Genomic DNA, 26,018 nt, shown 5'->3' with positions numbered 1-26,018 from the left:
CGTCCAGCTTGGCGTTGGGGGCATACCCAATTCGGAGCGTTAGTATGAAGTTTCGTACCTCGATGATCCTCTCCGCGGCGCTGATCTGCGCGCCCGCGGCGATGGCACAGACTGCCCAGACCTCCCCCGCGCCCGCCGAGCCCGCACCCGCTGCGCCGGCACAGGAGGGCACCACCGGTGCCGGCACCGCCAGCACCGCGACTGCGGTGAGCGATGCCGAAGTGACTCAATTCGCCACCGCGGCGCTCGCCGTCGCCAAGGTCCGCCAGGACGCCACCGTTCCCGACGCGGAGAAGAACGCCAAGATGGTCGAGGCGATCACCGCGACGGGTCTGCCGGCCAAGCGCTTCAATGAGATCGCTCAGGCGATGCAATCGGACACGGCACTGAACAAGAAGATCCAGGACGCCGCAGCGGCACAGCAGCCCGCCGCGCCGGCCGCGGCGCCGAAGTAAATCGACCAGCGGGCGGCGGTGCGAATCGCCGCCCGCATCGGCTCAGGCAATGCCCAGCGCGGCGAAGCTGGTCGCCAGCGACTGCGCCAGCGGCGTATGCGGCTCCTCGCCGAGGAAAGCGACAAGCGCGCGATTGTCGAGCCGCACCGGGTGCCGCCAGTAAGCGCGCATCTCGATCATTTCGCGCATCGTCGGATTGAACGGCGCGACCAGCGGCAATGCCCACCACGGCATGCCGCGCACGGGCAATTTCCTGCCGAGCACCTCCTGAATCGAACGCGTGAAGCGCGTGCCGTCGGCATCCCACAAGCCGGCAAAATGGAAGCGCGCGAAGCGCGACAGTGCGGCGTCGCGATCCAGCAGCCGCGCGAAGGTCTCGGCGACATCGGGCAGATAGGCCCAGGCGTGACCGACGCCGTTGCCGCCCGGATACAGGATCGAACGCACGCGTCCGGGCTTCACCATCCCCTGTGACAGCCAGCTATTGCCGGGCCGCGGACCATAATAATCGCCGGCGCGGAGAATCAGCGCGCGGACGCCCGAGGCCTCGATACTGCGCTCCATCTCCATGCGAATCCGTCCCTTGCGCGTCGCGGGCTGCTGCGGCGAATCCGTTTCGGCCACCGGCGTGGCGGCGGGATCGTAATTGTAGATCGTCCCCGGCAGCACCAGCCGCGCGTCGACTGCCCGCGCCGCCGCGATGCTGTTGGCGAGCATCGCCGGCACGAGCCGCGCCCAATCGCGATAGCCCGGCGGATTGACGGCATGGACGATCGCCGCGGCTCCCTGCGCCGCGTCGAGCACCGCCGCGGCATCCATCGCGTCGCCTTCGATCCACGCGATCCCCGCATCGAGCCCGGGCCGCGCCCTGCGCACCAGCCCCCGCACCTTCCAGCCATGCGCCATCAGCGCCCGCGCGGTCTCGCCGCCGATGCCGCCGGTCGCGCCGAGTACCAAAGCCGTCTTTTCCATCGCCGCCTCCATTGTGTGGACGGGCGAGAGATGCGCGCGATGCCACTCGAAGAAAATTGTCGAACATGTTCAGCTAGCCTATACAAAATGGATGAGCTCGCTCGACGCCGGGATCGATTGGGAGCGCCAGCGCGCATTCCTTGCCGTGATGACCGAAGGCAGCCTGTCGGCCGCCGCGCGGCGGATCGGCGTCGCCCAGCCGACGGTGCGGCGGCGGATCGAGGCATTGGAAACCGAGATCGGCGCGCCCTTGTTCACGCGATCGCCCAGCGGGCTCCTGCCGACCGCGCGCGCGGAAGCGCTGGGCGAGCATGTCCGGACGATGGCGCTCGCGGCCGAAGCTTTCGCGCGATCGGCGTCGGGGGAGGCGAGCGACGTGGCCGGGCGCGTGCGGATCTCGGCGAGCGACGTGATCGCGATCGAAGTGCTCCCGCCGATCCTCGCGGATCTCGCGCGCCGACATCCGGCATTGGTGATCGAGCTGAGCCCGAGCAACCGCAACGAGGATATGCTCCGGCGGGAAGCCGATGTCGCGGTGCGGATGGTTGCGCCGCAGCAGGAGGCGCTGGTCGCGCGGCGCATCGGCGCGATCGCGCTGGGGCTGCATGCGCATCCCGCCTATCTGAAGGCGCGCGGCACGCCATCATCGCTGGAGGAGATACGCAGCCACACGCTGATCGGTGTCGAGCACGACACGCCGATCCTGCGCGCGCTGCAGGCCGGAGGCCTGCCGATCCGCCGCGACGATTTCGCCTTTCGCAGCGACAGCGATCTCGCGCAGCTCGCCGCGCTCCGCGCCGGCCTCGGGATCGGTGTCTGCCAGGTACCGCTCGCGGCGCGCGACGGATTGGTGCGGCTGGTGCCCGCCGGCTTCGGCTTCGATCTGGAGACATGGGTGGTCTGCCACGAGGATCTGCGCAGCGTGGCGCGGGTGCGCGCAGTGTTCGACGCGCTGGTCGCGGGGCTCAGGGAATATGTCGCCGGCAGTTAACGGGCACTCTATCGCCCCGCACACCCCAGAGCCGCCGCGTCGATCGCAGTCGCCGCGCCGCCCAGCTTGTAGGTGTCGGCAAAGGCGGTGCCGTTGGTCGAAACCGTCTCGACGCTCATGCTGCGCCCGTCGCGGATGGCCGCGACCACGGCGGCATCGGTGCGCGGATCGGGCGCCCAGGCGTCCATATCGCCCGCGCGCAATTCGAAGCGGCGCTCGCCGATCGCCAGCGTGACTCGCGCATTGGCGGCACGCGCGCGGCTCAGCCGGATATGGAGCTGGTTCCGGACACCCTGGCCCGGCCAGGTGGCGATGCTGGCGAAGGGCTGAGCGTCGCGCGCGCGCGTGATCGGCTTGGCGATCGCGAAGCAGCGCAGCGGCGAGGGATCGCGGAACGCGCCCCAGCTCCCGAACGTCCCGAGCGCGTCGCGCGGCTGGAGCACCAGCGCCAAGGCAAGCGCGATCATGCCGGCGCCGCGCCGTGCCCGGTGCCGAGATGGACGACGCGCTCGACGCCCTGCTCGATCAGCACGATCGATCCCTGCGGCAAATCGGGTGCCACCGGCGCACCGAACTGCGGCATCGCGTCCGCGCCGGTCATCACGCCGCGCAGGATACGGCTCGACATGCCGTGCATGATCACCAGTCGATCGCCGGGATCCTCGTCGGTATCGCGCAGCCAGCCCGATACCCGGTCTGCGATCGCGTCATACCATTCGCCCCCTTCGGGCGGCCGCGTGTAGAGCCCGTGCTCCAGATCGAGGAAAATCCCCACCTCCTTCTGCAGATCGGCATAATAGCGGCCGCTCCACGCGCCCATGCCGATCTCGACGAGGCGATCGTCGGTCTTCGCCTGATGCCAATCGAGCTCGAGATGCTCGGCGATCACCGCCAGCGTCTGGAGCGCCCGGCCCGCGCTCGACGACCACAAGGTGAGCTTCGGCTTCGGGCCGAGCAGTTCGCGCAGCGCCGCGCCCATCGCATCGGCCTGTGCGAAGCCGGCGCGGGTGAGCGGCGTATGCGGATGATCGCCCTGCATCCGGCGCGCGATGTTGAACACCGTCTCGCCGTGGCGGGCGATGAAATCGCGGCCCTTCCGATTGCTGACGGGGCGTTTGCTGGCTGGCATGCGCCCATCCTCAGCGGCTCCCGGCGCCAAAGGCAATGGCGGAATTGCGGCATGCCGCGATTCCGCCTCGTTTCGTTCATGCAACAAACAGGTGACTTACGGCATCAGCACACCGGCTCCGTCATCGGGGCTCAGTATCAGTAAATGGAGTAACCTCATGCGTAAGCTTATTCTCGCAGCGCTGGCGACATCCGCCGCGGCGACCCCCGCCTTCGCCCAGGACGCCACCTTCACCGGCCCGCGCGCCGAAGCGATCGTCGGCTGGGATCATGTCAGCGACGATTCGATCAACAACGGCTCGCGCGACGGCGTCGTCTATGGCGGCCAGCTCGGCTATGACTATCAGACGGGCAAGGCCGTGTTCGGTGTCGAGGGCGAAGTCACCGGCTCGACCGCCAAGAACACCGCCAATGGCGTGCTCGTCGCCGGAGACCGGCTGAAGAGCTCGACCGGCCGCGACCTCTATGCCGGCGTCCGCGCCGGCGTCGTCGTCGGCGAACGAGCGCTGATCTATGCCAAGGGCGGCTACGACAATGCCCGCTTCAACTCCGAATATACTTCCACCACGGGCACGATCGAGGACCATGATACACTCGAAGGCTGGCGGCTGGGCGCGGGCGCGGAGCTCAAGCTGACCGACAAGGCCTATCTCAAGGGCGAGTATCGCTACACCAATTATGGCGGCGTCAGCGGCGAGCGCCATCAGGTGCTGGGCGGCGTCGGCGTGCGGTTCTGAGTCCTTATCCTCCCCCGCCAGGGGGAGGATTTCGTGAGTCGCAACACTCGCCTCGCTGTTGCTCTAATATCACGCTTTTTCCTGTTTATCTGAGGTTCATGCAACTGCGGACTCGGCTCCCCAGTTATGGCCCGGCCCGCTCGAACAAGGCGGGCCAGTACCCAAGGAGTAGTTATGCGTAAGCTTGTATTCGTCGCCGCCCTCGTCGCCTCGTCGGCGCTGGCCGCCCCTGCCTTCGCACAGGATGCGGCCCCCGGCGGCTTCCGCGTCGGCGTGGTCGGCGGACTCGACATCGTTCGTCCCGGCAGCAGCGAGGATTCGCGAATCCGTGGCGACGATCAGAGCATCGAGGGCGCCCTTTACGGCGTCGAGGCCGGTTATGATCTGCCGCTTGGCGGCGTCGTGGTCGGCGTCGAGGGCGAGCTCAGTGGTTCGACCGCCAAGGTCACCACCGACACCAGCGATCCCAACTTCTTCGGCTATGGCCGCGTCAAGGCCGGCCGCGACATCTATGTCGGCGCGCGTGTCGGCGTTCCGGTCGGCACCGGCACCTTGCTCTATGCCAAGGGCGGCTACACCAACGCCCGGCTGGACGTGACCGCCGACAATGGCACCGCCACGACCGACGAGAATTTCCAGCTCGACGGCTGGCGCGTCGGCGCGGGCGTCGAGAAGTCGCTCAGCAGCAACACCTATGCCAAGCTCGAGTATCGCTACTCGAACTACACCAAGGCGGATTTCCAGTTCGCCAACGGCGCGGTGACCGACACGTTCGACGTCGATACCGATCGTCACCAGATCGTCGCAGGCGTCGGCTTCCGCTTCTGAAGCCGCCCACACCAATTTTGGTGTGCAAAAGGAGGGTCGGGGCGCTTGCCCCGGCCCTTTTTGCCGTTAGACACTATATCCGAGCCAATCGTCAGCGCCCGGATTCGAGCGCGGCACCGGGGGTTTTGAGTGATGAAGGCGACGATCGAACGCGCAACTCTGTTGAGGGGCCTCAGCCACGTCCAGTCGGTGGTCGAGCGGCGCAACACGATCCCGATCCTTTCCAACGTGCTGATCGAGGCGCAGGCCGGCGGGACGATGCGTCTGATGGCGACCGATCTCGACTTGCAGATCGACGAGACGATCGCCGCCGCGGTCGACCAGCCGGGCGCGATCACCGTCTCGGCGCACACCCTGTTCGACATCGTGCGGAAGCTTCCGGAAGGCTCGCAGGTCGAGCTCGCCGCAGCCGAGGGCCGGATCACCGTCAATGCCGGCCGCGCCAAGTTCACGCTCGCGACGCTGCCGCGCGACGATTTCCCGATGATCGCCGAAGGCGAGCTGCCGACGACGTTCGAACTCCCCGCCGAGACGCTCAAGCAGATCATCGACAAGACCCGCTTCGCGATCTCGACCGAAGAGACGCGTTATTATCTGAACGGCATCTTCCTCCACGTCACCGACGACGCCCAGCCGCTGCTGCGCGCCGCCGCCACCGACGGCCATCGCCTCGCGCGCGTCACCGTGGCGCGCCCCGACGGCGCCGACGGCATGCCCGACGTGATCGTGCCGCGTAAGTGCGTCGCCGAGCTGCGGAAGCTGCTCGACGAAGTCGACGGCTCGGTCGGCGTGTCGCTCTCCGGCTCGAAGATCCGCTTCGATCTCGGTCAGGCGATCCTCACCTCGAAGCTGATCGACGGCACCTTCCCCGATTACAGCCGCGTCATCCCGACCGCGAACGACAAGATCCTCAAGATCGACCCGAAAAGCTTCATGCAGGGCGTCGATCGCGTCTCGACGATCGCCACCGAGAAGACCCGCGCCGTGAAGATGGCGCTCGATCGCGACAAGATCATCCTCTCGGTCACCAGCCCCGAGAACGGCGCGGCCGCGGAAGAGGTGCCGGGCGAATATGCCGCGATGGCGTTCGAGATCGGCTTCAACAGCCGCTACCTGATGGACATCCTCGCGCAGATCGAAGGCGATCTCGTCGAGGTCCATCTCGCCGACGCCGCGGCACCGACGCTGATCCGCGAAAATGACGCCGCACCGGCGCTCTACGTGCTGATGCCGATGCGTGTCTGAATCGCGACGAATCGAAGCGAGTTATCCACGTATTTCCGCGAGTCGCATCAATACGTAGGGGTTTGTTTTCACCCGCCGTGCTACAACGTTGTCATGCACGGACTCGAAGCTCTGGTGTCGTTCAACGACCGGCGCGCGCGCGAAGAACGCGAGCGGGCCGAACGTGCGGCCAATGCCCGCGAGCGGGCACTCCACCTCGAAATGGCGTCGATTTTCCAGCGCCGCGCCGAAGTCCGCAAGCGGCTGCTCCAGTAATATCTTCACTGTGCCTTGAGGGCACTCACGTCGGCACGCGCGCGATCGCGCACTGCGCGAATCCGCGCATCGGCATGACGCTCGACGATCCGCGCTTCCTTGCGCAGCGCCTCAGCACGGGTCTCGAGCCGCTCGGCATCGAAGCCGTTGGCGATCTCGGCCTGGCCGGCGATGGTGTCGGCTTCGGTGCGGATCGCGGCGGCTTCGTTCCCGGAGGCGGACTTGATCGCATCGGCCTCCGCCTCGGCAGCCTGCTGGATATCGTCGATCTGGGCCTGTTCGGGCGTTTTCGGGCCGCAAGCCGCGAGCAGCAGGCCGAAAAACGCGGCGGGTACGATCCGGCTTCGCATTTGTTTCTCTCCCTGCTCGCCAAACAGGATGGACCGAATTGAACTTTCCGGCAATGTTTGCTATTTACACTGTTGTCAGTAGTTGAGCAGGCGGATCATGGCGACCCAGGCACCCGAGCCCTTCAATCCCGGCATCCCGATGAAGCGCGAATGGGGCACTGCGCTCTCGGCATTGCGCCGGCTGCTGTCGAACGGCGACGATACCGAGCAGGTGTTCCGCATCATGCGCGCGCTGAACGGCGACGTGACTCAGAAGAACTACCGCAGGCTGCTCACCGTTCCCGGCGGCGGCAAGCTCGCGTATCGGCGGCTCGAGCTGGCCGAGCGGCTGACGGATCGTAGATGGATCGACGGCTTCGCCGAGGGCACCGTGGGTGCCGCCTATCGCGCCTTTCTCGACGCCACCGGCTATTCCGCCAAGGGACTGGCGGAAGTCAGCATGAACGCGATCGGTGCCGACGCGCTGGAGATCGAACATCCCTATGCCTGGATGGGCCGCCGCGAACGCGACATCCACGATCTCTGGCACGTCCTCACCGGCTACAAGGCCGACGAACATCTCGGCGAGGCGTGCCTCGTCGCCTTCTCCTACGCGCAGACCGGCGGGCTCGGCTGGGCGTTCATCGCCGCCGGCGCCGCGCTCAAGAGCATTCGCATCACCGGAAAGCTCGATTTCCTCCGGGCGGTGATCGAGGGTTATCGCCACGGCAAGCGGGCCGGCTGGCTCCATGGTGAGGATTATGAGGCACTGCTCGCCGAGCCGATCGACGTGGTCCGGGAGCGGCTGAACATCACCCCGCCAAAGGCCTATCGTATCGCGCAGGCCAGTCTTGCCGAAGCGGGGCTCACCGGGATCTGAGCCTCAGGGCCTGGCGGCCGGCTGCGCCGGTTCGCTGAGCGCTGCATCGAACGCCGCCGAGTCGAGCAATTCCGTGGGACTCGCGAAACGGCCGGCGTCGATCTCGTTGCCGCTCACATTTTGTAGCACGATGTTCTCGGGGCCGGCGAGGCGCAGCACCGTCCCCTTGGCGAATACGGCAACGATCTGGTCGCGGAAGCTCATATTGTTCCCGAAGAACGGCGCGAACCCATCGAGCGCACGCGCGATACCGCTCTGGAACACACCGCCGACCGGCGCGAGTTGCGGGTCGGCGCTCACCACCAGCACCAGCGCAGCGGGCCCCTGCGCCTCCGGCGCGATTTGCCAGTTGCTGCCCTTGCGGCCGGCCACGACTTCGTCCTTTCCTTGCGTCGTGACGAAACGCGTGGTTGCGCCGGGGCCGCCGGTCGGAGCGTTCTTCGCCGCCTTCGTCTTGAGAAGCGCAAAGAACACGTCGCTGCGCGTAGCACTCACCTTGCCATCGTGCGTGATCATGATGAATTCGTCGCCGCCGCGGCGGACCAGCGCGAACGCGCCTGGCACTTCGGCACGATAATCGCCGCTATCGTCGACCTCGACCGTGAGCTGCGCCTTGCCGATCGAATAGGTCGCGGTGACGTCGGCCGCTGCGGGCAGCGGCGCCATCGCAAGCGCGAATCCAAGAACGGATGCCCGGCGCATCACTGCGTCTTGGTCGTTGGAGCGGGCACGGACTTGACCGGCGGCGCGGCCGGATCGACCGGCACTGCCCCCGGCGACACCGATGCGGCACGGGCGCGATCGCGTTCGGCAGTGAGCCGCGCCTTGAGCGCCGTCTTGTCGATTACCGCCGGCAGCGCGAAGGTCTTGGCGTCGATCGGCGCCTTCTCGATCTTGTCGAGCTTGAGCGCGTCACCGAAGCGCAGCACCATGCCCTTGTCGAGCATCTCCTCGACGCGCTTCTCGAGATTGCCCTGCCCGCCCTGGACCTGCTGCATGCCCGCGGTGCCGAGCCGCGTCTGCATCGACAGCGCCTTGCCGATTCCGGCAAGCGCCGGATCGCTGCTGACCACCGCTTCGATCGTCTCGGTCGGCGGGCCGGCCTTGGCGTCCTTGGCCGGCTTCGCGCGCACGTTCCACACATCGCCCGCAATGCCGGCGACGGTCTCGGTGCCTTTCTTGATCAGCTCATAGTCGCTCTGGGGTCCCAGCCCGGTAGGCTTCATCCCGCCTTCGCGCATCATCTCGCCCATCACCGCGATGAAATCGGGGACCTTCGCCGCGAACTTGCCCTTGCTGTCGGTCAGCACGAGATATTCGGTACCGCCGTTGCGGACGAGCACTTGCTGGCCGCTCTCGACCCGCGCGTCGCCATTGGCGGCGGCCTGGACGGTGATCGACCCCACGCCGCCGCCCAGCGTGTAGCGGGCAGTGGTGTCTTCGGGCGCCTTCGAACAAGCGGCGAGAGCGAGCGCCGCGACGGCGGCGATGCAGATACGGATCATGATGTCTCCTTTGCGCCTACATCGGCGAAGCGCTGTCCGGCGGCAAGTGGCTGCGCTAGAGAACGATCAAATGGCCGTCACGCGACTTGTTCTAACCGATTTCCGCAATCATCGCGACGCCGTCCTCGCGCCGGGAGCGGGCTTCGTCGTGCTCACCGGCGAAAACGGCGCGGGCAAGACCAATGTGCTGGAGGCGCTGTCGCTGCTCGCACCCGGCCGCGGGCTCCGGCGCGCACCGCTGTCGGAGATGGTGCGGCAAGGCGCGACCGGCGGCTTCGGCGTCGCGGCGATGCTGGGCGATGTCGAGATCGGCACCGGCACGCAACCTGACGCCCCCGAGCGCCGACTGGTGCGGATCAACGGTGCGGGCGCGGCGGCCGCCGCACTCGCAGAATGGGTGACGATGCTGTGGCTCACGCCCGCGATGGACCGCCTGTTCGTCGAAGGGCCGGGCGAACGCCGCCGCTTCCTCGACCGGTTGACGCTCGCGCTCGCGCCCGGCCATGCCCACCACTCGACGCGCTACGAAGCCGCGATGCGCCAGCGCAACCGCCTGCTCGCCGACGAAGCCCCCGCCGACCCCGAATGGCTGTCGGCGCTCGAAGCGCGTATGGTGGAACATGGCTCGGCGATCGACACCGCCCGCCGCGACACGGTGACCGCACTGGCCGAACGGCTGACAGCCCAGCCCGAAGGCGTCTTTGCCCGCGCCGGCCTCGCGATCGAAGGGTGGGAAGGCGAGGCGCAGACGCTCGCCCGCGAACTGCGCGAGGGCCGCCGCCGCGACGCCGCCGCCGGCCGCACGCTCGCCGGACCGCACCGCGCCGATTTGCTCGTCACCCATCTCAGCAAGAACCAGCCCGCGCATCTCTGCTCGACCGGCGAGCAGAAGGCGCTCCTCCTCGGCCTCGTCCTCGCCCATGCCGAGCTGGTCGCCGACCGGATGGGCCGAGCCCCGATCCTGCTGCTCGACGAAGTGGCCGCACACCTCGACCCAGGGCGTCGCGCGGCTTTGTTCGAACGGCTCGCCGGCAATGGCCAGGTGTGGATGACCGGCACCGAGCCCGCGTTGTTCGACGCCGTGTCCGGCTCCGCGACGCGCTATTGCGTGGCCCACGGGATAGTAGAACCAAGGCCCACCGCGACCCGATAAGCGACATCCGGCAAATCGGCCGGACGCTCCTTGAGAGGACCATGACGCGGACGTTGCGGGACAGCCCCGGAAGCTGCCCCGCAAGCGTTCCCCCGGTCCCGGTTACTGGGCCGGGATAGCGTTCGTGAACGACCCGTTATTGGGGAAGCCATTGGTCGGGTTACCGATCACGCTATTGTTTCCATAGGTGCTTATCACCGCACCGCCGAATGCGATCAGGCCCAGGACGTTGCCGGTGATGGTGCTGTTCTTCATCCGGATCATCATCGAGCTGCCGTTGCCGATCAGCCCGGCGCCAGCGTTGTTATTGAGCGTCGACCTATCGATCATGACCGCAACCGGGTTGGTCCCCCCGGCATTGATCGCGGAAATACCGTCGCCGTTCGTATCGAAATGACTGTCCGCCACGCCGACGGTGATGCCGCTTGTGTTGGTATTTCCCGTGGAGTCGATTTTCAGCCCCACTCCCGAATTTCTTTGAACCCGGACGTTGTTCAGGGCGACCTCAGCGCTCCCCGCCGCGCCGGTAGGCTGGATCAGGATACCGTTATTGCCACCCGTTATCGTCACATTGTTGACGTTCAGCTCCGAGCCCGTCTGTTGCGGCTGGAAGGAGATGCCGGCGCCGCTTTGCTGGTTCTGAATAAGGACGTTCTCGACGTACAACGAACGGCCGGAAACGAATCGGATACCGTTCAGGCCGGGCGTCGTCCCGGCGCCATCGATGCTGAGACCCCGCAAGATCACTTCAATCGTGCCCGGTGAAGCGGTCGCCGAATCGTTGATCACGAATCCGTTGATTCCGCCCGAATTGAGCGTGCTGCCGAAGGTTCCGGTACAATCGACGGTGATCGACTTGGTGACGGTCAATGTGCCGAAGCCGCCCGGATCGAGGCAGTCGATCTCACCGCCATCAGCCGTCTTGGAGATTGCGCCCGCGAATGTCTTGCACGGCGCGGTCCGGCTGCATGGATTGACGTCGTCGCCAACGCCCGAAACCCATGTTCGGGTGGCCTGGGCGTGAGCCGGCGCGGCCATGAGCGCCAATGCCGCGACAAATGACGGCGCCGTCACGATTGACAGCGCGGCATATCTGATCAGCTTCATTGCAAGTCTCCCCTGATTTGAACCGGATGAGTGCCGCTTGGGCACTCTCCACGCACACGCCCGGCCCGCGGACTGCACCAAACTCGGGCGAGCACTTTTTGTACGCATCCGGCGTGAAGACTGCCAGCATCAAGTTGGGGCTGGTTTACTTGACAGACCCGATAATGGACTCCCCCTCCGCGCACCCACGACTAGGCGCTTGTCGACTTTGATTGACGATATTTCACGCGGACCGATTGGGTATCACCCGCTTCGAATGAGGATATGCCCGCCGCCAGCACTTTCTGGCAAAGAGAGGCCGCGCTGCATCCGCGCCGCGCGCCCATTTCGCTTCCGTTTCCCGGGCACCGACCCTATATGCTCGGCATGGCAAATACCGACGACCAGACTCCCGAAAATCTCCCCAACGCAAACGCCTACGGCGCCGACAGCATCAAGGTCCTCAAGGGCCTCGACGCGGTCCGCAAACGCCCCGGCATGTATATCGGCGACACCGACGACGGCTCGGGCCTCCACCATATGGTGTTCGAGGTTTCGGACAATGCGATCGACGAAGCGCTCGCCGGGCATTGCGACAAGATCATCATCCAGCTGAACGCCGACGGGTCGGTCTCGGTCGAAGATAACGGCCGCGGCATCCCGACAGGCATCCACAGCGAGGAAGGCGTCTCGGCGGCCGAGGTCATCATGACCCAGCTCCACGCCGGCGGAAAGTTCGAGAACACGTCCGACGACAATGCCTATAAGGTTTCGGGCGGCCTGCACGGCGTCGGCGTCTCGGTGGTCAACGCACTCTCGGAGTGGCTCGATCTCAACATCTGGCGCGACGGCGAGGAGCACTACATGCGCTTCGCTTATGGCGATGCCACCGCGCCGCTCAAGGTGATCGGCACGGCGCCCGAGGGCAAGAAGGGCACGCGCGTCACCTTCATGGCCTCGACCGAGAAGGTCCCCGGCGACGGCGGCACCTTCAAGAACCAGATCGAATATGATTTCGAGAAGCTGGAGCACCGCTATCGCGAGCTCGCCTTCCTCAATTCGGGCGTGCGCCTGTTCCTGCGCGACGCGCGGCACGAGGAAGTCAAGGAAATCGAACTCTTCTACGAGGGCGGCATCGCCGCGTTCGTGAAGTATCTCGATCGCAACAAGACTCCGCTGATGCCCGATCCGGTGGCGATCGCCGGCACCCGCGACGACGTCACCATCGACGTCGCGCTCGAGTGGAACGACTCTTATTACGAGAACGTCCTCTGCTTCACCAACAACATCCCCCAGCGTGACGGCGGCACACATCTCGCGGCGTTCCGCGCGGCGTTGACCCGCACGATCAACAATTATGCCGACAAGTCGGGCATGCTGAAGAAGGAGAAGGTGACGCTCACCGGCGACGACATGCGCGAGGGCCTCACCGCGATCGTCTCGGTCAAGCTGCCCGATCCCAAGTTCAGCTCGCAGACCAAGGACAAGCTCGTCTCGTCCGAAGTCCGCCAGCCGCTCGAGAGCCTGATGGCCGACAAGCTCGCCGAGTATCTGGAGGAGAATCCCCAGAATGCGCGGATGATCATCCAGAAGGTGATCGATGCCGCCGCCGCGCGCGAGGCCGCCAAGAAGGCGCGCGAGCTCACCCGTCGCAAGGGCGTGATGGACATCGCCTCGCTGCCCGGCAAGCTCGCCGACTGCCAGGAGCGCGATCCCGCCAAGTCCGAACTCTTCCTCGTCGAGGGTGACTCGGCCGGCGGCTCGGCCAAGCAGGGACGCGACCGCCACTTCCAGGCGATCCTCCCCTTGCGTGGCAAGATCCTCAACGTCGAGCGCGCGCGCTTCGACCGGATGCTGTCGAGCCGCGAGATCGGCACGCTCATCCAGGCGATGGGCACCGGCATCGGCCGCGACGATTTCAATCTCGAGAAGCTCCGCTACCACAAGATCGTCATCATGACCGACGCGGACGTCGACGGCGCGCACATCCGCACGCTGCTGCTGACCTTCTTCTATCGCCAGATGCCCGAGATCATCGAGGCCGGGCATCTCTACATCGCCCAGCCGCCGCTCTACAAAGCGAGCAAGGGCCGCAGCGAAGTCTATCTCAAGGACGACAGCGCGCTCGATCAGTATCTGGTCGATGCCGGCGTCGGCGGGAACGTGCTCGAAGGACCCGGCGGCGCGCGGAGCGGCGACGATCTGCGCAGCCTCGTCGAGCATGCCCGACGGATGCGCACGCTCATGCGCTATGTGCCGCGGCGCTACGATCCGATGATCATCGAGGCACTGGCGCTCGGCAACGGACTCGATCCCGCCGCGACCCGCGAACAGCGTGCCGCGAGCCTCACCACCGTCGTCACCCGGCTCGACGCCGCCGACGCCGAGGCCCGTTGGTCGGCGCGTGTGACCGAGGATGGCGGCTACCATTTCGAGCGGCGCTGGCGCGGCGTGACCGATCACCACATCGTCGAGACGAACTTCCTCGTCTCGGCCGAGGCCCGCAAACTCCACGCGCTCGCCTCGGAGCAGGCCGAGAGCTATCTGCTGCCGTCGAAGCTGGTGCCCTCGAAGGCGATCCCCGCCACCGAGATCGAGGCCGCGGCCGCGCTCGAAGGCGAGGACGAGCCGGTGACCGTCGCCAAGGGCGAGGCTTTGGTGTCGCGCCCGAGCCAGTTGCTCGACGCGATCCTCGCCGCGGGCCGCAAGGGCCTGTCGATCCAGCGCTACAAGGGTCTCGGCGAGATGAATGCCGAGCAGCTCTGGGAGACCACGCTCGATCCCACCAACCGTTCGATGCTGGTGGTGCAAGTCGACCAGGCGGACGTCGCCGACGAGATCTTCACTCGGCTGATGGGCGACGTGGTCGAGCCGCGCCGCGAATTCATCCAGGAGAATGCGCTGAGCGTAGCCAATCTGGACGTCTGAGGTCAGTAGATTTGCAATAAAATCCGCAGTTATTTCAAGGTACGCTTCGGCGATTTTCAAGGAAAGACCCTCGATGTTGCGTCCTTCCCTGACCGGTCTTGTTCTGCTTTCTCTGGCTGGATGCGGTCCTTCCGCCACGGATCCCGCACCAAAGACGGAGAAGGCGTCGCCGCCGGTCAATTACGGTGCTGCGAAACCGACCACGAACAAGCCGTTCAAGACGACGCCCGTCGCAACGTTCGATATGCCCTGGGCGCTTGCCTTCCTGCCGGATCAGACGATGCTGGTGACCGAAAAGACCGGTCATCTCTGGCTGGTCAGCCCGGCGGGAGCGAAGACCGAAGTCGGCGGCGTGCCGACAGTCCATTATGAAGGGCAAGGGGGACTGCTGTTCGTCGCCACCTCCCCCGCCTTCGCGCAGGACCGGCAGGTGTATCTCACTTATTCCGAACCGGGAGAGGGCGGCGACGGGCTTGCGCTGGCCCGAGCAACGCTCGGCACGGCGGCCGGCACGCCAGTGCTGCAGGACCTCAAGGTGATCTGGCGCCAGCTTCCGCGCGGCGCGGGCGGGCAGTTCGGCGGCTACATCGCCTTCTCGCCCGATGGCAAATATCTGTTTCTGACCTCGGGAGAGCGCCAGCGCTTCGATCCGGCGCAGGATCCCGATCAGGCGCTGGGCAAGATCCTGCGCCTCACTCTCGATGGCAAGCCCGCGCCCGGCAATCCCGGCGCCGGCAAGACCGGTGCGACTACGCTCAGCGTGATCGACCCGCCGGCGAACACCGGCGCGGCTGCAAAGGCCAAGGCGCGCAAGGTGGCGCTGCCCGGCCCCAATCTGACGCCCGCCGAGACCTGGTCGACGGGCCACCGCAACCCCTATGGCCTGGCCTTCGATCCCGAAGGGCGCCTGTGGGAGACCGAGATGGGTCCAAAGGGCGGCGACGAACTCAACTTGATCGAACCTGGCAGCAATTACGGCTGGCCGCTGGTATCCTATGGCGAGAATTACGACGGCACGCCGATCGCCAAACCTGCAACGCGCCCCGATTTCCACGAACCCGCTCTCTACTGGGATCCGATCATCGCGCCCGCCGGTCTGGCGTTCTACAGCGGAAACATGTTTCCGCAGTGGCGGGGCTCCGCATTCGTCGGAGGCCTCGCATCGACGGCCCTGATCCGGATCGCCTTCACCGGCACATCCGCCCGCGAAGCGGAGCGCTGGGACATGGGCGCGCGCATACGCGCCGTCATGGCAGGCCCCGACGGCGCGCTCTGGCTGCTGGAAGATGACAGCAAAGGGCGACTGTTGCGCCTGACGTCCGTCCGTGGCGGGTGATAATCTTGAAGCGCGAGACCAATATATGATGGTCCCGCTTCGGTCGCCCTTCTCCGCGATGCACATGCGAGAAATCCAAAGCCCAGCGGAAAATGGCGCTTGAGGGCAGGCGGAGAAGCGCCGGAAGATACCGCTTGCGTTCGCGCTACAAATGTAGCACGCTACAAATGTAGCCCGAGAGGTATGCCATGCTATCGCAATTGCCGCCCCGCGAACGTCAGATCGTCGACCTGCTCTATGAGGGGGGATCGCGCACCGTTTCGGATATCTGCGACGCGCTACCCGACCGGCTCACAGGATCGGCGGTGCGTGCGATGCTCAAGCGACTCGAGGACAAGGGCTTCGTACGCCGGGACGAAAGCGAGCGAGGGTTTCTTTTTTCGCCGACTTTGCCCGACAGCCAGGCCCGGCGCACCGCGCTCAGTCAAGTGGTGCGAACCTTCTTCAACGGATCGCCAATCAGTGCGGCCAGCGCGCTGCTGGGGATGGCGCAGCAACCCGATGCGCGCGAGCTCGACGAACTCGAGGCCATGATCGCGCGCGCGCGGCAGGCTCGGGCCGGCGGAGAATAACGATGGCCATATTGCCTCTCGCGCTCAAGTCGCTCTTCGTCGCCGCCGCGACGTTGCTGCTGCTCCGCCTGACCCGCCACCGCTCCGCCGCGGAGCGCTCGACGATCGCGCATCTCGGATTGTTCGCACTGGTCGCGCTGCCGCTTGCGAGCCTGGCCCTGCCGTCGCTGTCGTTGCCGGTTCCAGAATCGATCGCGCACGCCCTGGGGATCGGCGCGGCGACGCCACCCGTTACGGCGACACCATCGACGGCGGGCATCGCGGAGACGACCGGGGCGACGTTTCCGCCACCGGCCGTCGAGCAACCGGTTCAGGCCGTATCCGACCAGCCTTCGGTGCTCGGCGACGTCGTGAGCGCACTGGCGCGGCATGCCTATCTGCTGCCGACCGTGGCGTTGCTGCTTCTCACTTTGGCGGCGCTGTTCCGCCTGGTCGGTCTGCGCGCGCGGGCCGAAGTGCTGGTCGAGCCCGAGTGGCTGGCCGCGCTCGCCCGGGCCCAGCGGCGCATGGGCTTCAAAAGCGGCACGGCGTTGCTCCGAAGCGAAGAACTCGCCTCGCCGATCAGCTGGGGGCTGATGCGCCCGACGATCCTACTCAGCGACGCGGCCGCGCGCGCGCCCGAACAGGCCGAGGCGATCATTGCCCACGAACTGGCGCATGTCGTCCAGCTCGATTGGGCGAAGCTGATGCTCGCGCGTGTCGCCACCGCCGCCTTCTGGTTCAATCCGCTCGCCTGGGTTCTGGCGCGCGAAGCCCATCAGCTGCGCGAGGAAGCCGCGGACGACGCCGTGCTCGCCGCGAATATCAACGGCCCCGATTATGCCGAGCTGCTGATCGGCGTGGCCCGTCACGAGTGCCGCGGCGTGCTGCTCGGCGCGCATGGCGTGGCGCCTGGGAAGAACTCGCTGCATCGGCGCATCGCGCGGGTGCTCGACCTCAATCCCGCGCGCCAGCCCTCGGGCAGATCGTGGGTGGCGGGGTTCGCCGCGGGAATGCTCACCATGGCCGTGCCGCTTGCCGCGTTGACGCTCGCGCCCAGCCAGGCCGCATCGGTTGCTGCGAGCCCGGAGCGCGCAGCGACCGATGCACCGGCATCACCGGCGAGTCCGCTGCCGCATGGCGTGGCGGCGCGTGCACAGGGCACCGACGCTTCGCCTTCGACTGTTGCCGAGAACCCTGCGGGTGCGGCCGTCGCCGCGCCTCTGGCATCCACGCAGACGGTCCAGCTCGCCCTTCCGGTGGTGGTGGCACAGGCCAGCCCGTCGGCCCGCGGATCGCAAGAGATCGATGTCGATCAGCTCATCCAGATGCGCGCCGTCGGCGTCACGCCCGATTATAAGCGCGCATTGGCGCAGGCGGGCCTGCCGGGCCTGACGACCGATCAGCTGATGCAGGCGCGAGCACTGGACGTCACGCCCGAATATGTCCGCGACATGCGCGCCGCCGGAATGGCGAAGAGCTTCGAGCAAATATTGAATGCGCGCGCGCTGCGGCTTGATCCCGGCTATCTCGGCGAGATGCGCAGGCTCGGGGTTCAGGGCTCGATCGACGACTATCAAGGCATGATCGCCCTGGGCGTCACTCCCCAATATGTGCGCAGGCTCCGCGCGCGCGGGATCAACGTCACCTCGCCCGACAAGCTGACCGAGCTGAAAGCGCTGGGCTTCGATCCCGACAAGGATAGCGACGGCCCGTAACGGGCATCGCGTTCGCGCCACCGTCTACCTCCCGCACCGTACCGCCAAAACGCCCTGTCGCGGGCGCACGGCACCCCTTTGCCCGTCATCCAGGAGACTGCTCATGCTTCGTTCCCTGCTCGCTTCCGCGGCGGTGCTGCTCACTTGCTGCGCATCCGCCGCTCCGTTCGACACCTATGATCGCCTCGCTTTTGAAGCACATCTGGAGGGGTCGTCCGATGTGGAGCTGCGCGTCGAGCACAATGCCGGCCCGAAGAACCGCAACAACTGGTCCCAGTCGGTACCGCTGTCCGATTTCGAGGGACTGACGCGCGACGCGTTCGATCGCGGCGGTCGCGTCCAGTTCCGGTTCGTGCGGCCGGCCGGCACGCTTGCCTGCGAAGGGCTTGGCCATGACCGGCGTGTCGACGGCAATTGCGCAATGACGCCGAACCCGGCCTTTGCGGACCGGCTCGCCGCCCGCGGCATCGCCCGGCCCAATCGTGACCAGAGCTTCATGCTCACCATGAGCGGTGTGTCGCTCGAGGTGCTCGACGTGTTGCGCGCCGAGGGCTGGGCGACGCCCACGCTCGACGGACTGGTCCAGCTCGGCATCTTCCACATCACCGGAGACCTGGTGCACAGCCTCGCCAGGGCCGGCTACAAAGGCGGCGCGATCGACACGCTGGTGGCGTTCAAGATCCACGGCGTCACGCCGGAAGCGATCCGGGATTATGCCGCGCTCGGATACAAAGGGATCAGCCGGGAAAACCTGCTCGCCTTCCGCATCCACAATGTCACGCCCGATTATGTTCGCTCGATGCGCGCGCTGGGCCTGCGCGGTCTCACCCCCGAGACGCTGATCCAGCTGCGCATCTTCGATGTCACTCCCGAATATGTCCGCGCTTTCGCCTCGGAGAAACGGGATCTCGAGGCCGGCGACCTGATCAAATTGCGGATCGCCGGGATCGGACCTAAAGACCTGGATAGCGGCAAATGAGCCGTCGATCTTCGAGCCGGGATCTCGCCGGCGAATGCCTCGCGGCGACCTTGATCCTGCTCGCGCCGGTTTCGGCGAACGCCCAGATCGATCAGGCCGCCGCAAGCGCGAAGATTTTCACCCCCGCGGACTTTGCGCGTTTCGCTCCCCGAACCGCCTATGACATGCTCACCCAGGTGCCGGGCTTCACCATTCGCAGTGCAGACGACACGCGCGGACTGGGGGAGGCTTCGGAGAATGTGCTGATCAACGGCCAGCGCGTGACCGACAAATCGGGCGGAGGGGCGACCGCGCAATTGAAGAAGGTGCCCGCCGGCGATGTGGAGCGCATCGAGATAAAGGAAGCGGCCTCGCTCGGTATTGCGGGGCTCACCGGCCAGGTCGCAAACGTGATCCTCAAGGCCGACCGCAAGGCGAGCGGCACATATAGTTGGAGCCCGCAGTTGCGGCCCCATTTCGCCAAGCCGCGCTGGCTCGCCGGATCGGTGAACTATAGCGGGACCAGCGGCGCGCTCGGTTATACGCTGTCCCTCGCGAACAATCCCGGGCGCGGGGCGATGGGCGGCAACGACTATCGCATATTGTCGCCGGACGGCGTGGTGATCGAGAAGCGCGACCAGGTATATTGGAACAGCTTCGATCAGGCGCGGCTCTCCGCGATCCTCAAATATGGCGGCGAAGGCCCCGTGCGCGCCAATCTCAACCTCGCTTTTGAACCCTATTGGAATCGCGGCGACAATTTCCAGCGCCGCGTGCGTATCGACCGCAACGACAATGACTGGGACAACCGCCGCCGCACTCATGGTTTCAAATATGATGTCGGTGGCGACATCTCTGTGCCTTTGGGCGGCGGCCGACTGAAGCTGATCGGCCTGCGCCACTTCGAGCATGCGCCAGCGACCTACGACCAGCGCACCGACTATGATAGCGGCGCGCCCTCGACCGGTACGCGCTACGGGCAGGATTCGAAGATCGGCGAGACGATCGGTCGGCTGGAATATCGCTGGAAAGGCGGGCGCAACGATTGGACGCTCTCGATGGAGCGCGCCGACAACCGGCTCGCGCAGAGGAGCAGTCTGGCCAGCCTGCAGCCGGACGGCGATTATGTCGACATTCCCTTCCCCCAGGGCAGCGGAACGGTGGTGGAGAAACGCTATGAAGCCATTGCCGCACTGAGCCGTCCGCTATCGTCGAAGCTGGATCTACAGCTGGCGGGCGGAGCCGAATATTCGGAGCTCGCCGATCTCGGGAGCACCGAGCCGGCCCGCCGCTTCTTCCGCCCCAAGGGCAGCGCCGCTTTGGCGTGGCGTCCCGCGGCGGGCTGGGACGCTAGCCTCAAGTTCGAACGCAAGGTCGGGCAGATCAACTTCTATGACTTCCTCGCCAACCAGGACATCACCAACGATCGCGAGAATGACGCCAATCCCAATCTCGTGCCGCCGCAGAGCTGGGAACTGACCGGCGAGCTCGGCCGCAATCTCGGACGATGGGGCAAGACCCGGCTCAAGCTGTATCGCCATTGGGTGGAGGATATCGTCGATCGCATTCCCGTCGGGATCGACGGCGACGCGGTGGGCAATCTGCCCAATGCGACCCGATGGGGCATGGAGAGCATCAGCACGATCCAGTTCGAGCCGATCGGCTGGAAGGGCGCCAAGCTCGACGCCCAAATAGGTTTCGAGCGGAGCCGGGTGCGCGACCCGCTGACCGGAGAAGACCGGGTGATCAGCAATACCCGCGATCACTGGGCCGATGTGACGCTGCGCCACGACATCCCCGGCACGCAGGTCGCCTGGGGCCTTGGCCTCTCCCTCGATCATTACGGACGCGCTTATTATCTCGATGAGATCAACCAGAGCTGGGAGGGCCCCTATTCCAGCGCATTCATCGAGCTGAAGGACGTGAAGGGCCTCAAGGTCAACTTCCAGGTCTTCAACCTCAACGACGGCCATGTGCGCAATTACCGCACGGTCTATTCCGGCCGCCGCAGCACCGCGCCGGTGAGCTTCTACGAGCGCCAGCACCAGATGGTCGGGCCGCTATTCACTTTGACCGTTCAGGGAACCTTCTAGATGCGCATGCGGCGATCTGACATGTCGCAGCGGTACCTTTTGTCGTGTTCTCGAGGGGCACCCACATCTGCCGGCGCCGCGCCAGGGTGCCACGGTCGAACTTTCACTTTGGAATGGTCATCACGATCGTCGTCACGGATTCAGGCGAAGCAATGAGCGCAGGGCGGGGTTTCGATGCGATGTGAAAAGCCTGGCGCGTCGCGTCCGTGACGATGATCTCCCGCACGGCCGCGCGTGGCGCCGCAATCGTCAGCGCGCGCGAGAATGGTCCCGGGTTCATATGGACCAGCACCAATGTCCGGCCATCGGGCGCCATCGCCCCCACGGTATCGGCGTCGTCCACCGGGACAAGGCGATAGCCGGGGCGGATATACCGGCTGAACATCGCCATCGCCCAATATTTTGCCGTGATGTGGATCGGGTGCGGCGCGTCCGGCACCGCGCGCAGGTCCATCTTGACGAGGCCCCAATTCGAGCCACCCGCGCCATCCTTCGCGCTGAGCGTCTCGATCGCCTGCCAGAAGACCCAGGCGGAAGGCTCGAGACGCTTGAGATCATGGATCACGTGCTCGGCAAAGGCGAGCGCCGAAGACATGTCGTCGAAATCCTCCGGGTCCTTTTCGAGCGGCGTGTCGTTCTCGCTCATCCACAGGCGAATGCCTGACACCCGGGCGATATCGCGCACCGCGGTCTGGTGGACAGTGCCGTAGCTGTGAACGTTGAGCTGGCCGATGCGCGCGCGCGTCGCGGGCGGATAACCCGCCCAATCGCGCACGAAGAGATGCGAATTGGTCTCGTCCGGCGCGGCGATCGTCGTCGTCAGCCCCTGATCGGTCAGGGCGGCCGCGGCGGCGTCGATCATCGCCGCCTGCCGCGCGGGGCTCCAGTGAGAGCCTTCCTGTGTATTCGTGGCGAACCAATAGTCCGTATTCGGCTCGTTGACCGGCGACAGGGTTCGGAACGTGACATGATGGCGCCGTTGCAATTCGCCGACGACGCGCGCGAGATAGGTGGCGAACCTGCCTTCCTGCCCGGCACGCAAATTGTCGTCGGTACCCTTTTCCGCGCCCGAGACCCGACCGCTGACCGTCATGAACCAGGGTGGCGAGTTGGAAAATGCCTCGAAGATCGGGGCGCGGACCCGCTTTCGGATCGCGTCCAGCCACCAGCGCTGATTGGCGTCGGCCGACCAGTCCCACATCGCCGGGTCATCGGGTCTCCACCAATCCTCGCCGGTCGCGTTTTCGGGCCGTCGCCAGAAGCCCGGCACGGCGGCGCCGGGACGCAGATAGGACGGCGTATCGGCGGCATTGCCACCGCCGATATTGTAGCGCGCGATCGTCCAGCCGAGCCCATCGGGGCCATAGAGGAGGTCCGCGAGCCGCTCGCGCGTTCCATCAGGATAGCCGCCCGTCACCTCGGCGAACCACGCCAGCGCCGTACCCCAGCCCTCGAAGGTCGGTCCGGGGCGATCGATCGCCGGACGGATCGTAATCGCGACCTGGCCCGGCTGGGCCTGGAGCGGTGCCGCGGCGACAAGTCCCATGGCGGCGATGATCCCGCCGATCGCGCGTGGCCGCCCGGAACGCCGCCGGCCTGGGCCCATCGGCGCACCGTCCGCCGGGCGACCGGTCAAGCTGCGCAGCGCAAACATCGGGGCGCACGCATCAGGAAGTACGGCACTCCGATTGTCTCAAGCTTTGACTCCATCACCAGAGATGCGTTTCCTGGCTGTCACCGGAGATGCACATATCAGCGAATTTTGAGCTGAACAGCCAAATGTCCGCTATCGGATCGATGCCGACATTCCGCTGAGGTCCCCCAGAACGGCAGCCTTCACAGCTTCGACTCCCGAAAGCTGATAGCCAGCAAGTCACGATCTGCGGATGCGGGTGCTGCTTTCCTTGGGCCCCGTTGGGCGCGCGCCCGGCGTGGCATTCAATTCGTCGCGAGGCCAGAACGGCCGGCAGTTTCCCCACTTGTCATATTAATCTGAATCGCCGGTAATAGTCAGACATATCCAGATCCGGGACTGGCCGGGCGTTATTGAGGAGGGAAGCGTGCAGGTATTCAAATTCCTGGTTGGCAGCTCAATCGTAGCCATGACCACGATGGGTCTCGGCGCAACGGCAGCGGCTCAGGAGGCTCCTCAGCCCGCTGCCGGCCAGGCGGATAGTCCAACCGATATCGTCGTCACCGGCGTGCGCGAGAGCATTCGCTCGGCGCAGGCGATCAAGCGCGACGCCGATCAGGTCGTCGATTCGGTCCAGGCGCAGGACATCGGCAAGCTGCCTGACGCCAACACCACCGAAGCCCTCCAGCGCATCCCCGGTGTGCAGATCCAGCGCCGCTATGGCGAAGGCGCCACCGATTTCGATCATCGCACCCAGCCCGCGGTTACCGTCCGCGGCCTGACCCAGGTGCAGAACTTCCTCGACGGCCGCGCGGTCTATTCGGCGTCGGGCGGCCGCGCCTTCGATCTCGAAGGCATCCCGCCCGAGCTTCTGGCCGGCATCGACGTCTACAAGAACGCCCCGGCCAACATCATCGAAGGCGGCGTCGGCGGTGCAGTGAACCTGCGCACGCGCCGGCCCTTCGATTCACCGGGTCAGGTGATCAGCGCCACGGTGCGCGGCAATTATTATGATCGGGTCGACAAGTTCGGCGGCGCGGTGTCGGCGCTCTACAGCAACCGCTTCGATACCGGGATCGGCGAGATCGGCGTGCTGCTCAACGCCGTGTACAGCAAGAGCCAGTATCGCCAGGACGGCCTGCTGGCCGGCCCGTTCGACACCGTCGCGGCCGGCTCGATCGCGGGAGCTCCGGCGAACGCGCAGGTTCCATACGGCTTCGAGATCTACGACGATACCGGCGATCGCAAGCGCCTGGGCGTCGCCGCCGCGCTGCAATGGCAGGCGAGCGACGACGTGCTGCTGACCGCGCAATATCAGGGCACCAAATATTGGTTCAACCGCACCGGCGCTTATTATTACGACTATAACAACCGCACCAACGTCCGCGACGCCAGCGGCAACGTGACGAGCTTCGGCACCGACCCGCTGCCGGGCGCGACCTTCGAGTTCAACGACGAGGGCTATGCGACCAAAGGCTCACTGCGCAACCAGACCTTCGAGACCGGCCGCTACGATCAGGAGCTGTGGAGCGCGAGCCAGAACTACACGCTGAACCTCGATTGGCAGGCGAGCGACCGCATCAAGATGAATTTCGATGCCCAATATCTGAAGTCTTATTACAACGCAGATCGCAACGGCCATGTGCTGTCGCTCTACACCCAATCGGGGCAGACCGGCCTGACTACGCCGCACAGCACGGTCGTGGATTTCGACCTTACCGGCAAATATCCGCGCTGGGACGTGCGCGATCCGGGGCTGCTCAACAATCCGGCCAACTATACCACGCCGTATATCGCGGACTCGCTCCAGCGGAACGACGCCGACACGCTCGCTCTGGCCTATAACCTCGAATATGATGTGGGCGGAGGCTTCCTGTCCAAGCTGCGCGGCGGCCTGCGTTATGCCGACAGCAACATCGACCTGCGCGGGACGTGGCACGGCGTCTGCGTGACCTCACTCGGCGCCGATCCGAACTGCTCGGCGCCGGCAGGAACGCCGCTCGTCCCGCTGTCGCAGAACCCCCAGCTCTCGATGCCCGGCCCTTCGGACAACTGGTTCGACGGCAACACCGTGAAGGGCGGCCTGCTCTATCCGGCCTTCCCGGCGGGCGACGGCGTGTGGGCGCAGACCAAGGCGCTCTATGCGCTGCTCGGCGCGCAGACCAAGGACGGCTTCGCCCCGGGCGACCTCAACCGCCAGACGGAGAAGACCCTCACTTCCTGGGGTGTCGCCGATTATGCCTTCGAGCTCGGCAGCATCCGGGTCGATGGCGGCGCCGGCGTCCGGCTGGTGCGGACCCAGGCGACCTCGCGCGGCACCCAGTTCAATTCGGACGGCACCACGACGCCGATCGCGATCGACAACAGCTACACGCGCGCTTTGCCGAGCTTCAACCTCCGCGCGCGCTTCAGCGACGCGTTCCAGATGCGCTTCGCGTATTCGAAGGGCCTCGCGCGGCCCAATTTCGACCAGCTCTCGACCAATCTCACGCTCAACAACCCCAACCAGGTCAATCCGGTCACCGGACATCCGAGCGCGAGCTCAGGCAATCCGCGTCTGCGCCCGATCGAATCGGATAATTTCGACCTGACTGCGGAATGGTATTTCGCACCCGCCGGATCGCTGACGGCCGGGCTGTTCTACAAGAAGGTGAATGGCTTCCTCGCCGGCGGCACGATCGTCCAGAGCTTCAACGGCATCGACTATGACGTGAGCACCACGGTCAATTCGGGCAACGGCGAAGTGAAGGGCGCAGAGATCGGCTACCAGCAATTCTTCGACTTCCTGCCCGGCGTGTTGAGCGGCCTCGGCGTCCAGGCCAATTACACCTATGTCGACAGCAGCGTCTCAAACCCCTTCTCGACCCCGGGATCGAACATCCCGCAACAGGTGCCGCTCGAGAAACTGTCGAAGCACAGCTACAATATCGTCGGCCTGTACGAGAAGGGACCGGTCACCGCGCGCGTCGCGTGGAGCTGGCGTTCGAGCTATCTCGACCAGACGACCGGCAGCGGCGCAAACGGCATCCCGCAATATGCCCGGCCCTATGCCTCGCTCGATGCCTCGCTGAGCTTCGACCTCAACAAGCATCTCGCGGTGTCGATCGATGCGGTCAACATCAACAACCGGATGAACGTGCTTTACATCGGCACGCCCGCGGCGCCGCTGCAATATCAGCTCAACGATCGCCGGTTCGGGCTTTCGTTGCGGGCGACTTACTGATCATCGCCGCTTGA

Annotated in this window: 23 protein-coding genes; 15 read left to right on the top strand and 8 right to left on the bottom strand. The window is 65.8% G+C overall.

Translation table 11 applies throughout. The features are described 5' to 3' along the window. Positions 1-44: 44 nt before the first annotated feature. Positions 45-455 (top strand): DUF4168 domain-containing protein, encoded by a 411-nt coding sequence (locus BR78_RS0117375; protein WP_025587219.1) that lies wholly within the window; start codon positions 45-47, stop codon positions 453-455. 42 nt (positions 456-497) lie between these two features. Here BR78_RS0117375 and BR78_RS0117370 read toward each other — a convergent pair whose 3' ends face one another. Beyond that, a complete protein-coding gene (locus BR78_RS0117370) occupies positions 498-1,427 on the bottom strand; it encodes an NAD-dependent epimerase/dehydratase family protein (RefSeq protein WP_231478302.1) in 930 nt (309 codons plus the stop codon). A 91-nt stretch (positions 1,428-1,518) separates the two neighbouring features. On the opposite strand from BR78_RS0117370, the gene BR78_RS0117365 reads away from it, so the two are divergent. Further along, entirely contained in the window at positions 1,519-2,418 is a 900-nt protein-coding gene (locus tag BR78_RS0117365; RefSeq protein ID WP_025587221.1) for a LysR family transcriptional regulator, read from the top strand. Between the two features lie 8 nt (positions 2,419-2,426). On the opposite strand, the gene BR78_RS0117360 is transcribed toward BR78_RS0117365, so the two are convergent. Further along, entirely contained in the window at positions 2,427-2,885 is a 459-nt protein-coding gene (locus BR78_RS0117360; protein WP_025587223.1) for a hypothetical protein, read from the bottom strand. Then, on the bottom strand, positions 2,882-3,547 hold the full coding sequence (locus BR78_RS0117355; RefSeq protein ID WP_025587225.1) for a histidine phosphatase family protein: 666 nt from the start codon (positions 3,545-3,547) through the stop codon (positions 2,882-2,884). The genes BR78_RS0117360 and BR78_RS0117355 overlap by 4 nt, the downstream gene beginning before the upstream one ends. Positions 3,548-3,704: 157 nt before the next feature. Here BR78_RS0117355 and BR78_RS0117350 point away from each other — a divergent pair, with 157 nt between their 5' ends. From BR78_RS0117350 to BR78_RS21840, 4 genes are all read left to right on the top strand, one after another. Continuing rightward, complete coding sequence (locus BR78_RS0117350) at positions 3,705-4,283, top strand: outer membrane protein (protein WP_025587227.1); 579 nt, start codon at positions 3,705-3,707, stop codon at positions 4,281-4,283. A gap of 174 nt (positions 4,284-4,457) precedes the next feature. Beyond that, the gene (locus tag BR78_RS0117345) at positions 4,458-5,111 is read left to right on the top strand and encodes an outer membrane protein (protein ID WP_025587229.1); all 654 of its coding nucleotides are present in this window, start codon (positions 4,458-4,460) and stop codon (positions 5,109-5,111) included. A 132-nt stretch (positions 5,112-5,243) separates the two neighbouring features. Then, the gene (dnaN, locus tag BR78_RS0117340) at positions 5,244-6,356 is read left to right on the top strand and encodes a DNA polymerase III subunit beta (RefSeq protein WP_025587231.1); all 1,113 of its coding nucleotides are present in this window, start codon (positions 5,244-5,246) and stop codon (positions 6,354-6,356) included. A gap of 93 nt (positions 6,357-6,449) precedes the next feature. Next, on the top strand, positions 6,450-6,611 hold the full coding sequence (locus tag BR78_RS21840) for a hypothetical protein (RefSeq protein WP_156022357.1): 162 nt from the start codon (positions 6,450-6,452) through the stop codon (positions 6,609-6,611). A gap of 5 nt (positions 6,612-6,616) precedes the next feature. On the opposite strand, the gene BR78_RS0117330 is transcribed toward BR78_RS21840, so the two are convergent. Next, positions 6,617-6,961, bottom strand: coding sequence for a hypothetical protein (locus BR78_RS0117330; protein ID WP_025587233.1), 345 nt, complete (start codon positions 6,959-6,961; stop codon positions 6,617-6,619). Between the two features lie 97 nt (positions 6,962-7,058). Here BR78_RS0117330 and BR78_RS0117325 point away from each other — a divergent pair, with 97 nt between their 5' ends. Further along, positions 7,059-7,820, top strand: coding sequence for a Coq4 family protein (locus tag BR78_RS0117325; protein WP_025587235.1), 762 nt, complete (start codon positions 7,059-7,061; stop codon positions 7,818-7,820). A 3-nt stretch (positions 7,821-7,823) separates the two neighbouring features. Here BR78_RS0117325 and BR78_RS0117320 read toward each other — a convergent pair whose 3' ends face one another. Both BR78_RS0117320 and BR78_RS0117315 read right to left on the bottom strand, forming a co-directional pair. After that, complete coding sequence (locus tag BR78_RS0117320; RefSeq protein ID WP_231478301.1) at positions 7,824-8,522, bottom strand: hypothetical protein; 699 nt, start codon at positions 8,520-8,522, stop codon at positions 7,824-7,826. After that, positions 8,522-9,325 carry a hypothetical protein gene (locus BR78_RS0117315; protein WP_025587238.1) on the bottom strand — a complete coding sequence of 268 codons (804 nt, stop codon included), beginning with the start codon at positions 9,323-9,325 and terminating at the stop codon, positions 8,522-8,524. Before BR78_RS0117315 ends, BR78_RS0117320 begins: the two co-directional genes overlap by 1 nt. 70 nt (positions 9,326-9,395) lie before the next feature. Here BR78_RS0117315 and recF point away from each other — a divergent pair, with 70 nt between their 5' ends. Beyond that, positions 9,396-10,478 carry a DNA replication/repair protein RecF gene (gene recF / locus BR78_RS0117310; RefSeq protein WP_025587240.1) on the top strand — a complete coding sequence of 361 codons (1,083 nt, stop codon included), beginning with the start codon at positions 9,396-9,398 and terminating at the stop codon, positions 10,476-10,478. Between the two features lie 102 nt (positions 10,479-10,580). Here the strand turns inward: recF and BR78_RS0117305 are convergent, their stop codons facing one another. Beyond that, positions 10,581-11,585 (bottom strand): hypothetical protein, encoded by a 1,005-nt coding sequence (locus tag BR78_RS0117305; RefSeq protein WP_049810753.1) that lies wholly within the window; start codon positions 11,583-11,585, stop codon positions 10,581-10,583. Between the two features lie 357 nt (positions 11,586-11,942). Between BR78_RS0117305 and gyrB the strand changes: the two genes are divergently transcribed. The 6 genes from gyrB (at position 11,943) to BR78_RS0117275 (ending at position 21,148) form a co-directional block, all read left to right on the top strand. Further along, complete coding sequence (gyrB, locus tag BR78_RS0117300; RefSeq protein WP_025587243.1) at positions 11,943-14,492, top strand: DNA topoisomerase (ATP-hydrolyzing) subunit B; 2,550 nt, start codon at positions 11,943-11,945, stop codon at positions 14,490-14,492. A 73-nt stretch (positions 14,493-14,565) separates the two neighbouring features. After that, positions 14,566-15,828 (top strand): PQQ-dependent sugar dehydrogenase, encoded by a 1,263-nt coding sequence (locus BR78_RS0117295; protein WP_025587245.1) that lies wholly within the window; start codon positions 14,566-14,568, stop codon positions 15,826-15,828. A 188-nt stretch (positions 15,829-16,016) separates the two neighbouring features. Then, complete coding sequence (locus BR78_RS0117290) at positions 16,017-16,400, top strand: BlaI/MecI/CopY family transcriptional regulator (RefSeq protein ID WP_029727454.1); 384 nt, start codon at positions 16,017-16,019, stop codon at positions 16,398-16,400. A gap of 2 nt (positions 16,401-16,402) precedes the next feature. Continuing rightward, positions 16,403-18,097 carry a M56 family metallopeptidase gene (locus tag BR78_RS0117285; protein WP_025587247.1) on the top strand — a complete coding sequence of 565 codons (1,695 nt, stop codon included), beginning with the start codon at positions 16,403-16,405 and terminating at the stop codon, positions 18,095-18,097. 103 nt (positions 18,098-18,200) lie between these two features. After that, positions 18,201-19,076 (top strand): hypothetical protein, encoded by an 876-nt coding sequence (locus tag BR78_RS21055; RefSeq protein WP_025587248.1) that lies wholly within the window; start codon positions 18,201-18,203, stop codon positions 19,074-19,076. Next, on the top strand, positions 19,073-21,148 hold the full coding sequence (locus BR78_RS0117275; protein ID WP_051683398.1) for a TonB-dependent receptor plug domain-containing protein: 2,076 nt from the start codon (positions 19,073-19,075) through the stop codon (positions 21,146-21,148). Before BR78_RS21055 ends, BR78_RS0117275 begins: the two co-directional genes overlap by 4 nt. Before the next feature lie 103 nt (positions 21,149-21,251). Here the strand turns inward: BR78_RS0117275 and BR78_RS0117270 are convergent, their stop codons facing one another. Continuing rightward, positions 21,252-22,784, bottom strand: coding sequence for a glycoside hydrolase (locus BR78_RS0117270; RefSeq protein WP_231478300.1), 1,533 nt, complete (start codon positions 22,782-22,784; stop codon positions 21,252-21,254). A gap of 466 nt (positions 22,785-23,250) precedes the next feature. Here BR78_RS0117270 and BR78_RS0117265 point away from each other — a divergent pair, with 466 nt between their 5' ends. Beyond that, the gene (locus tag BR78_RS0117265; RefSeq protein ID WP_081855858.1) at positions 23,251-26,004 is read left to right on the top strand and encodes a TonB-dependent receptor; all 2,754 of its coding nucleotides are present in this window, start codon (positions 23,251-23,253) and stop codon (positions 26,002-26,004) included. Positions 26,005-26,018 lie beyond the last annotated feature (14 nt).

It is taken from the genome of Sphingomonas sp. UNC305MFCol5.2, assembly GCF_000712135.1.
In the GTDB taxonomy this organism is placed as follows: Bacteria; Pseudomonadota; Alphaproteobacteria; order Sphingomonadales; family Sphingomonadaceae; genus Sphingomonas.
Note: the sequence above shows the minus strand (reverse complement) of the source record. Positions and strands in the feature narration are given on the sequence as shown.

Bases quoted from the DNA above. Each gene is read 5' to 3' on its own strand.
- BR78_RS0117330 (WP_025587233.1), bottom strand. From the start codon at position 6,961: ATGCGAAGCCGGATCGTACCCGCCGCGTTTTTCGGCCTGCTGCTCGCG.
- BR78_RS0117365 (WP_025587221.1), top strand. From the start codon at position 1,519: ATGAGCTCGCTCGACGCCGGGATCGATTGGGAGCGCCAGCGCGCATTC.
- BR78_RS0117295 (WP_025587245.1), top strand. From the start codon at position 14,566: ATGTTGCGTCCTTCCCTGACCGGTCTTGTTCTGCTTTCTCTGGCTGGA.
- gyrB (WP_025587243.1), top strand. From the start codon at position 11,943: ATGCTCGGCATGGCAAATACCGACGACCAGACTCCCGAAAATCTCCCC.
- BR78_RS21840 (WP_156022357.1), top strand. From the start codon at position 6,450: ATGCACGGACTCGAAGCTCTGGTGTCGTTCAACGACCGGCGCGCGCGC.
- BR78_RS0117370 (WP_231478302.1), bottom strand. From the start codon at position 1,427: ATGGAAAAGACGGCTTTGGTACTCGGCGCGACCGGCGGCATCGGCGGC.
- BR78_RS0117360 (WP_025587223.1), bottom strand. From the start codon at position 2,885: ATGATCGCGCTTGCCTTGGCGCTGGTGCTCCAGCCGCGCGACGCGCTC.
- BR78_RS0117305 (WP_049810753.1), bottom strand. From the start codon at position 11,585: ATGAAGCTGATCAGATATGCCGCGCTGTCAATCGTGACGGCGCCGTCA.
- BR78_RS0117315 (WP_025587238.1), bottom strand. From the start codon at position 9,325: ATGATCCGTATCTGCATCGCCGCCGTCGCGGCGCTCGCTCTCGCCGCT.
- BR78_RS0117345 (WP_025587229.1), top strand. From the start codon at position 4,458: ATGCGTAAGCTTGTATTCGTCGCCGCCCTCGTCGCCTCGTCGGCGCTG.
- BR78_RS0117285 (WP_025587247.1), top strand. From the start codon at position 16,403: ATGGCCATATTGCCTCTCGCGCTCAAGTCGCTCTTCGTCGCCGCCGCG.
- recF (WP_025587240.1), top strand. From the start codon at position 9,396: ATGGCCGTCACGCGACTTGTTCTAACCGATTTCCGCAATCATCGCGAC.
- BR78_RS0117325 (WP_025587235.1), top strand. From the start codon at position 7,059: ATGGCGACCCAGGCACCCGAGCCCTTCAATCCCGGCATCCCGATGAAG.
- BR78_RS0117350 (WP_025587227.1), top strand. From the start codon at position 3,705: ATGCGTAAGCTTATTCTCGCAGCGCTGGCGACATCCGCCGCGGCGACC.
- BR78_RS0117265 (WP_081855858.1), top strand. From the start codon at position 23,251: ATGACCACGATGGGTCTCGGCGCAACGGCAGCGGCTCAGGAGGCTCCT.
- BR78_RS21055 (WP_025587248.1), top strand. From the start codon at position 18,201: ATGCTTCGTTCCCTGCTCGCTTCCGCGGCGGTGCTGCTCACTTGCTGC.
- dnaN (WP_025587231.1), top strand. From the start codon at position 5,244: ATGAAGGCGACGATCGAACGCGCAACTCTGTTGAGGGGCCTCAGCCAC.
- BR78_RS0117290 (WP_029727454.1), top strand. From the start codon at position 16,017: ATGCTATCGCAATTGCCGCCCCGCGAACGTCAGATCGTCGACCTGCTC.
- BR78_RS0117375 (WP_025587219.1), top strand. From the start codon at position 45: ATGAAGTTTCGTACCTCGATGATCCTCTCCGCGGCGCTGATCTGCGCG.
- BR78_RS0117355 (WP_025587225.1), bottom strand. From the start codon at position 3,547: ATGCCAGCCAGCAAACGCCCCGTCAGCAATCGGAAGGGCCGCGATTTC.
- BR78_RS0117275 (WP_051683398.1), top strand. From the start codon at position 19,073: ATGAGCCGTCGATCTTCGAGCCGGGATCTCGCCGGCGAATGCCTCGCG.
- BR78_RS0117320 (WP_231478301.1), bottom strand. From the start codon at position 8,522: ATGCGCCGGGCATCCGTTCTTGGATTCGCGCTTGCGATGGCGCCGCTG.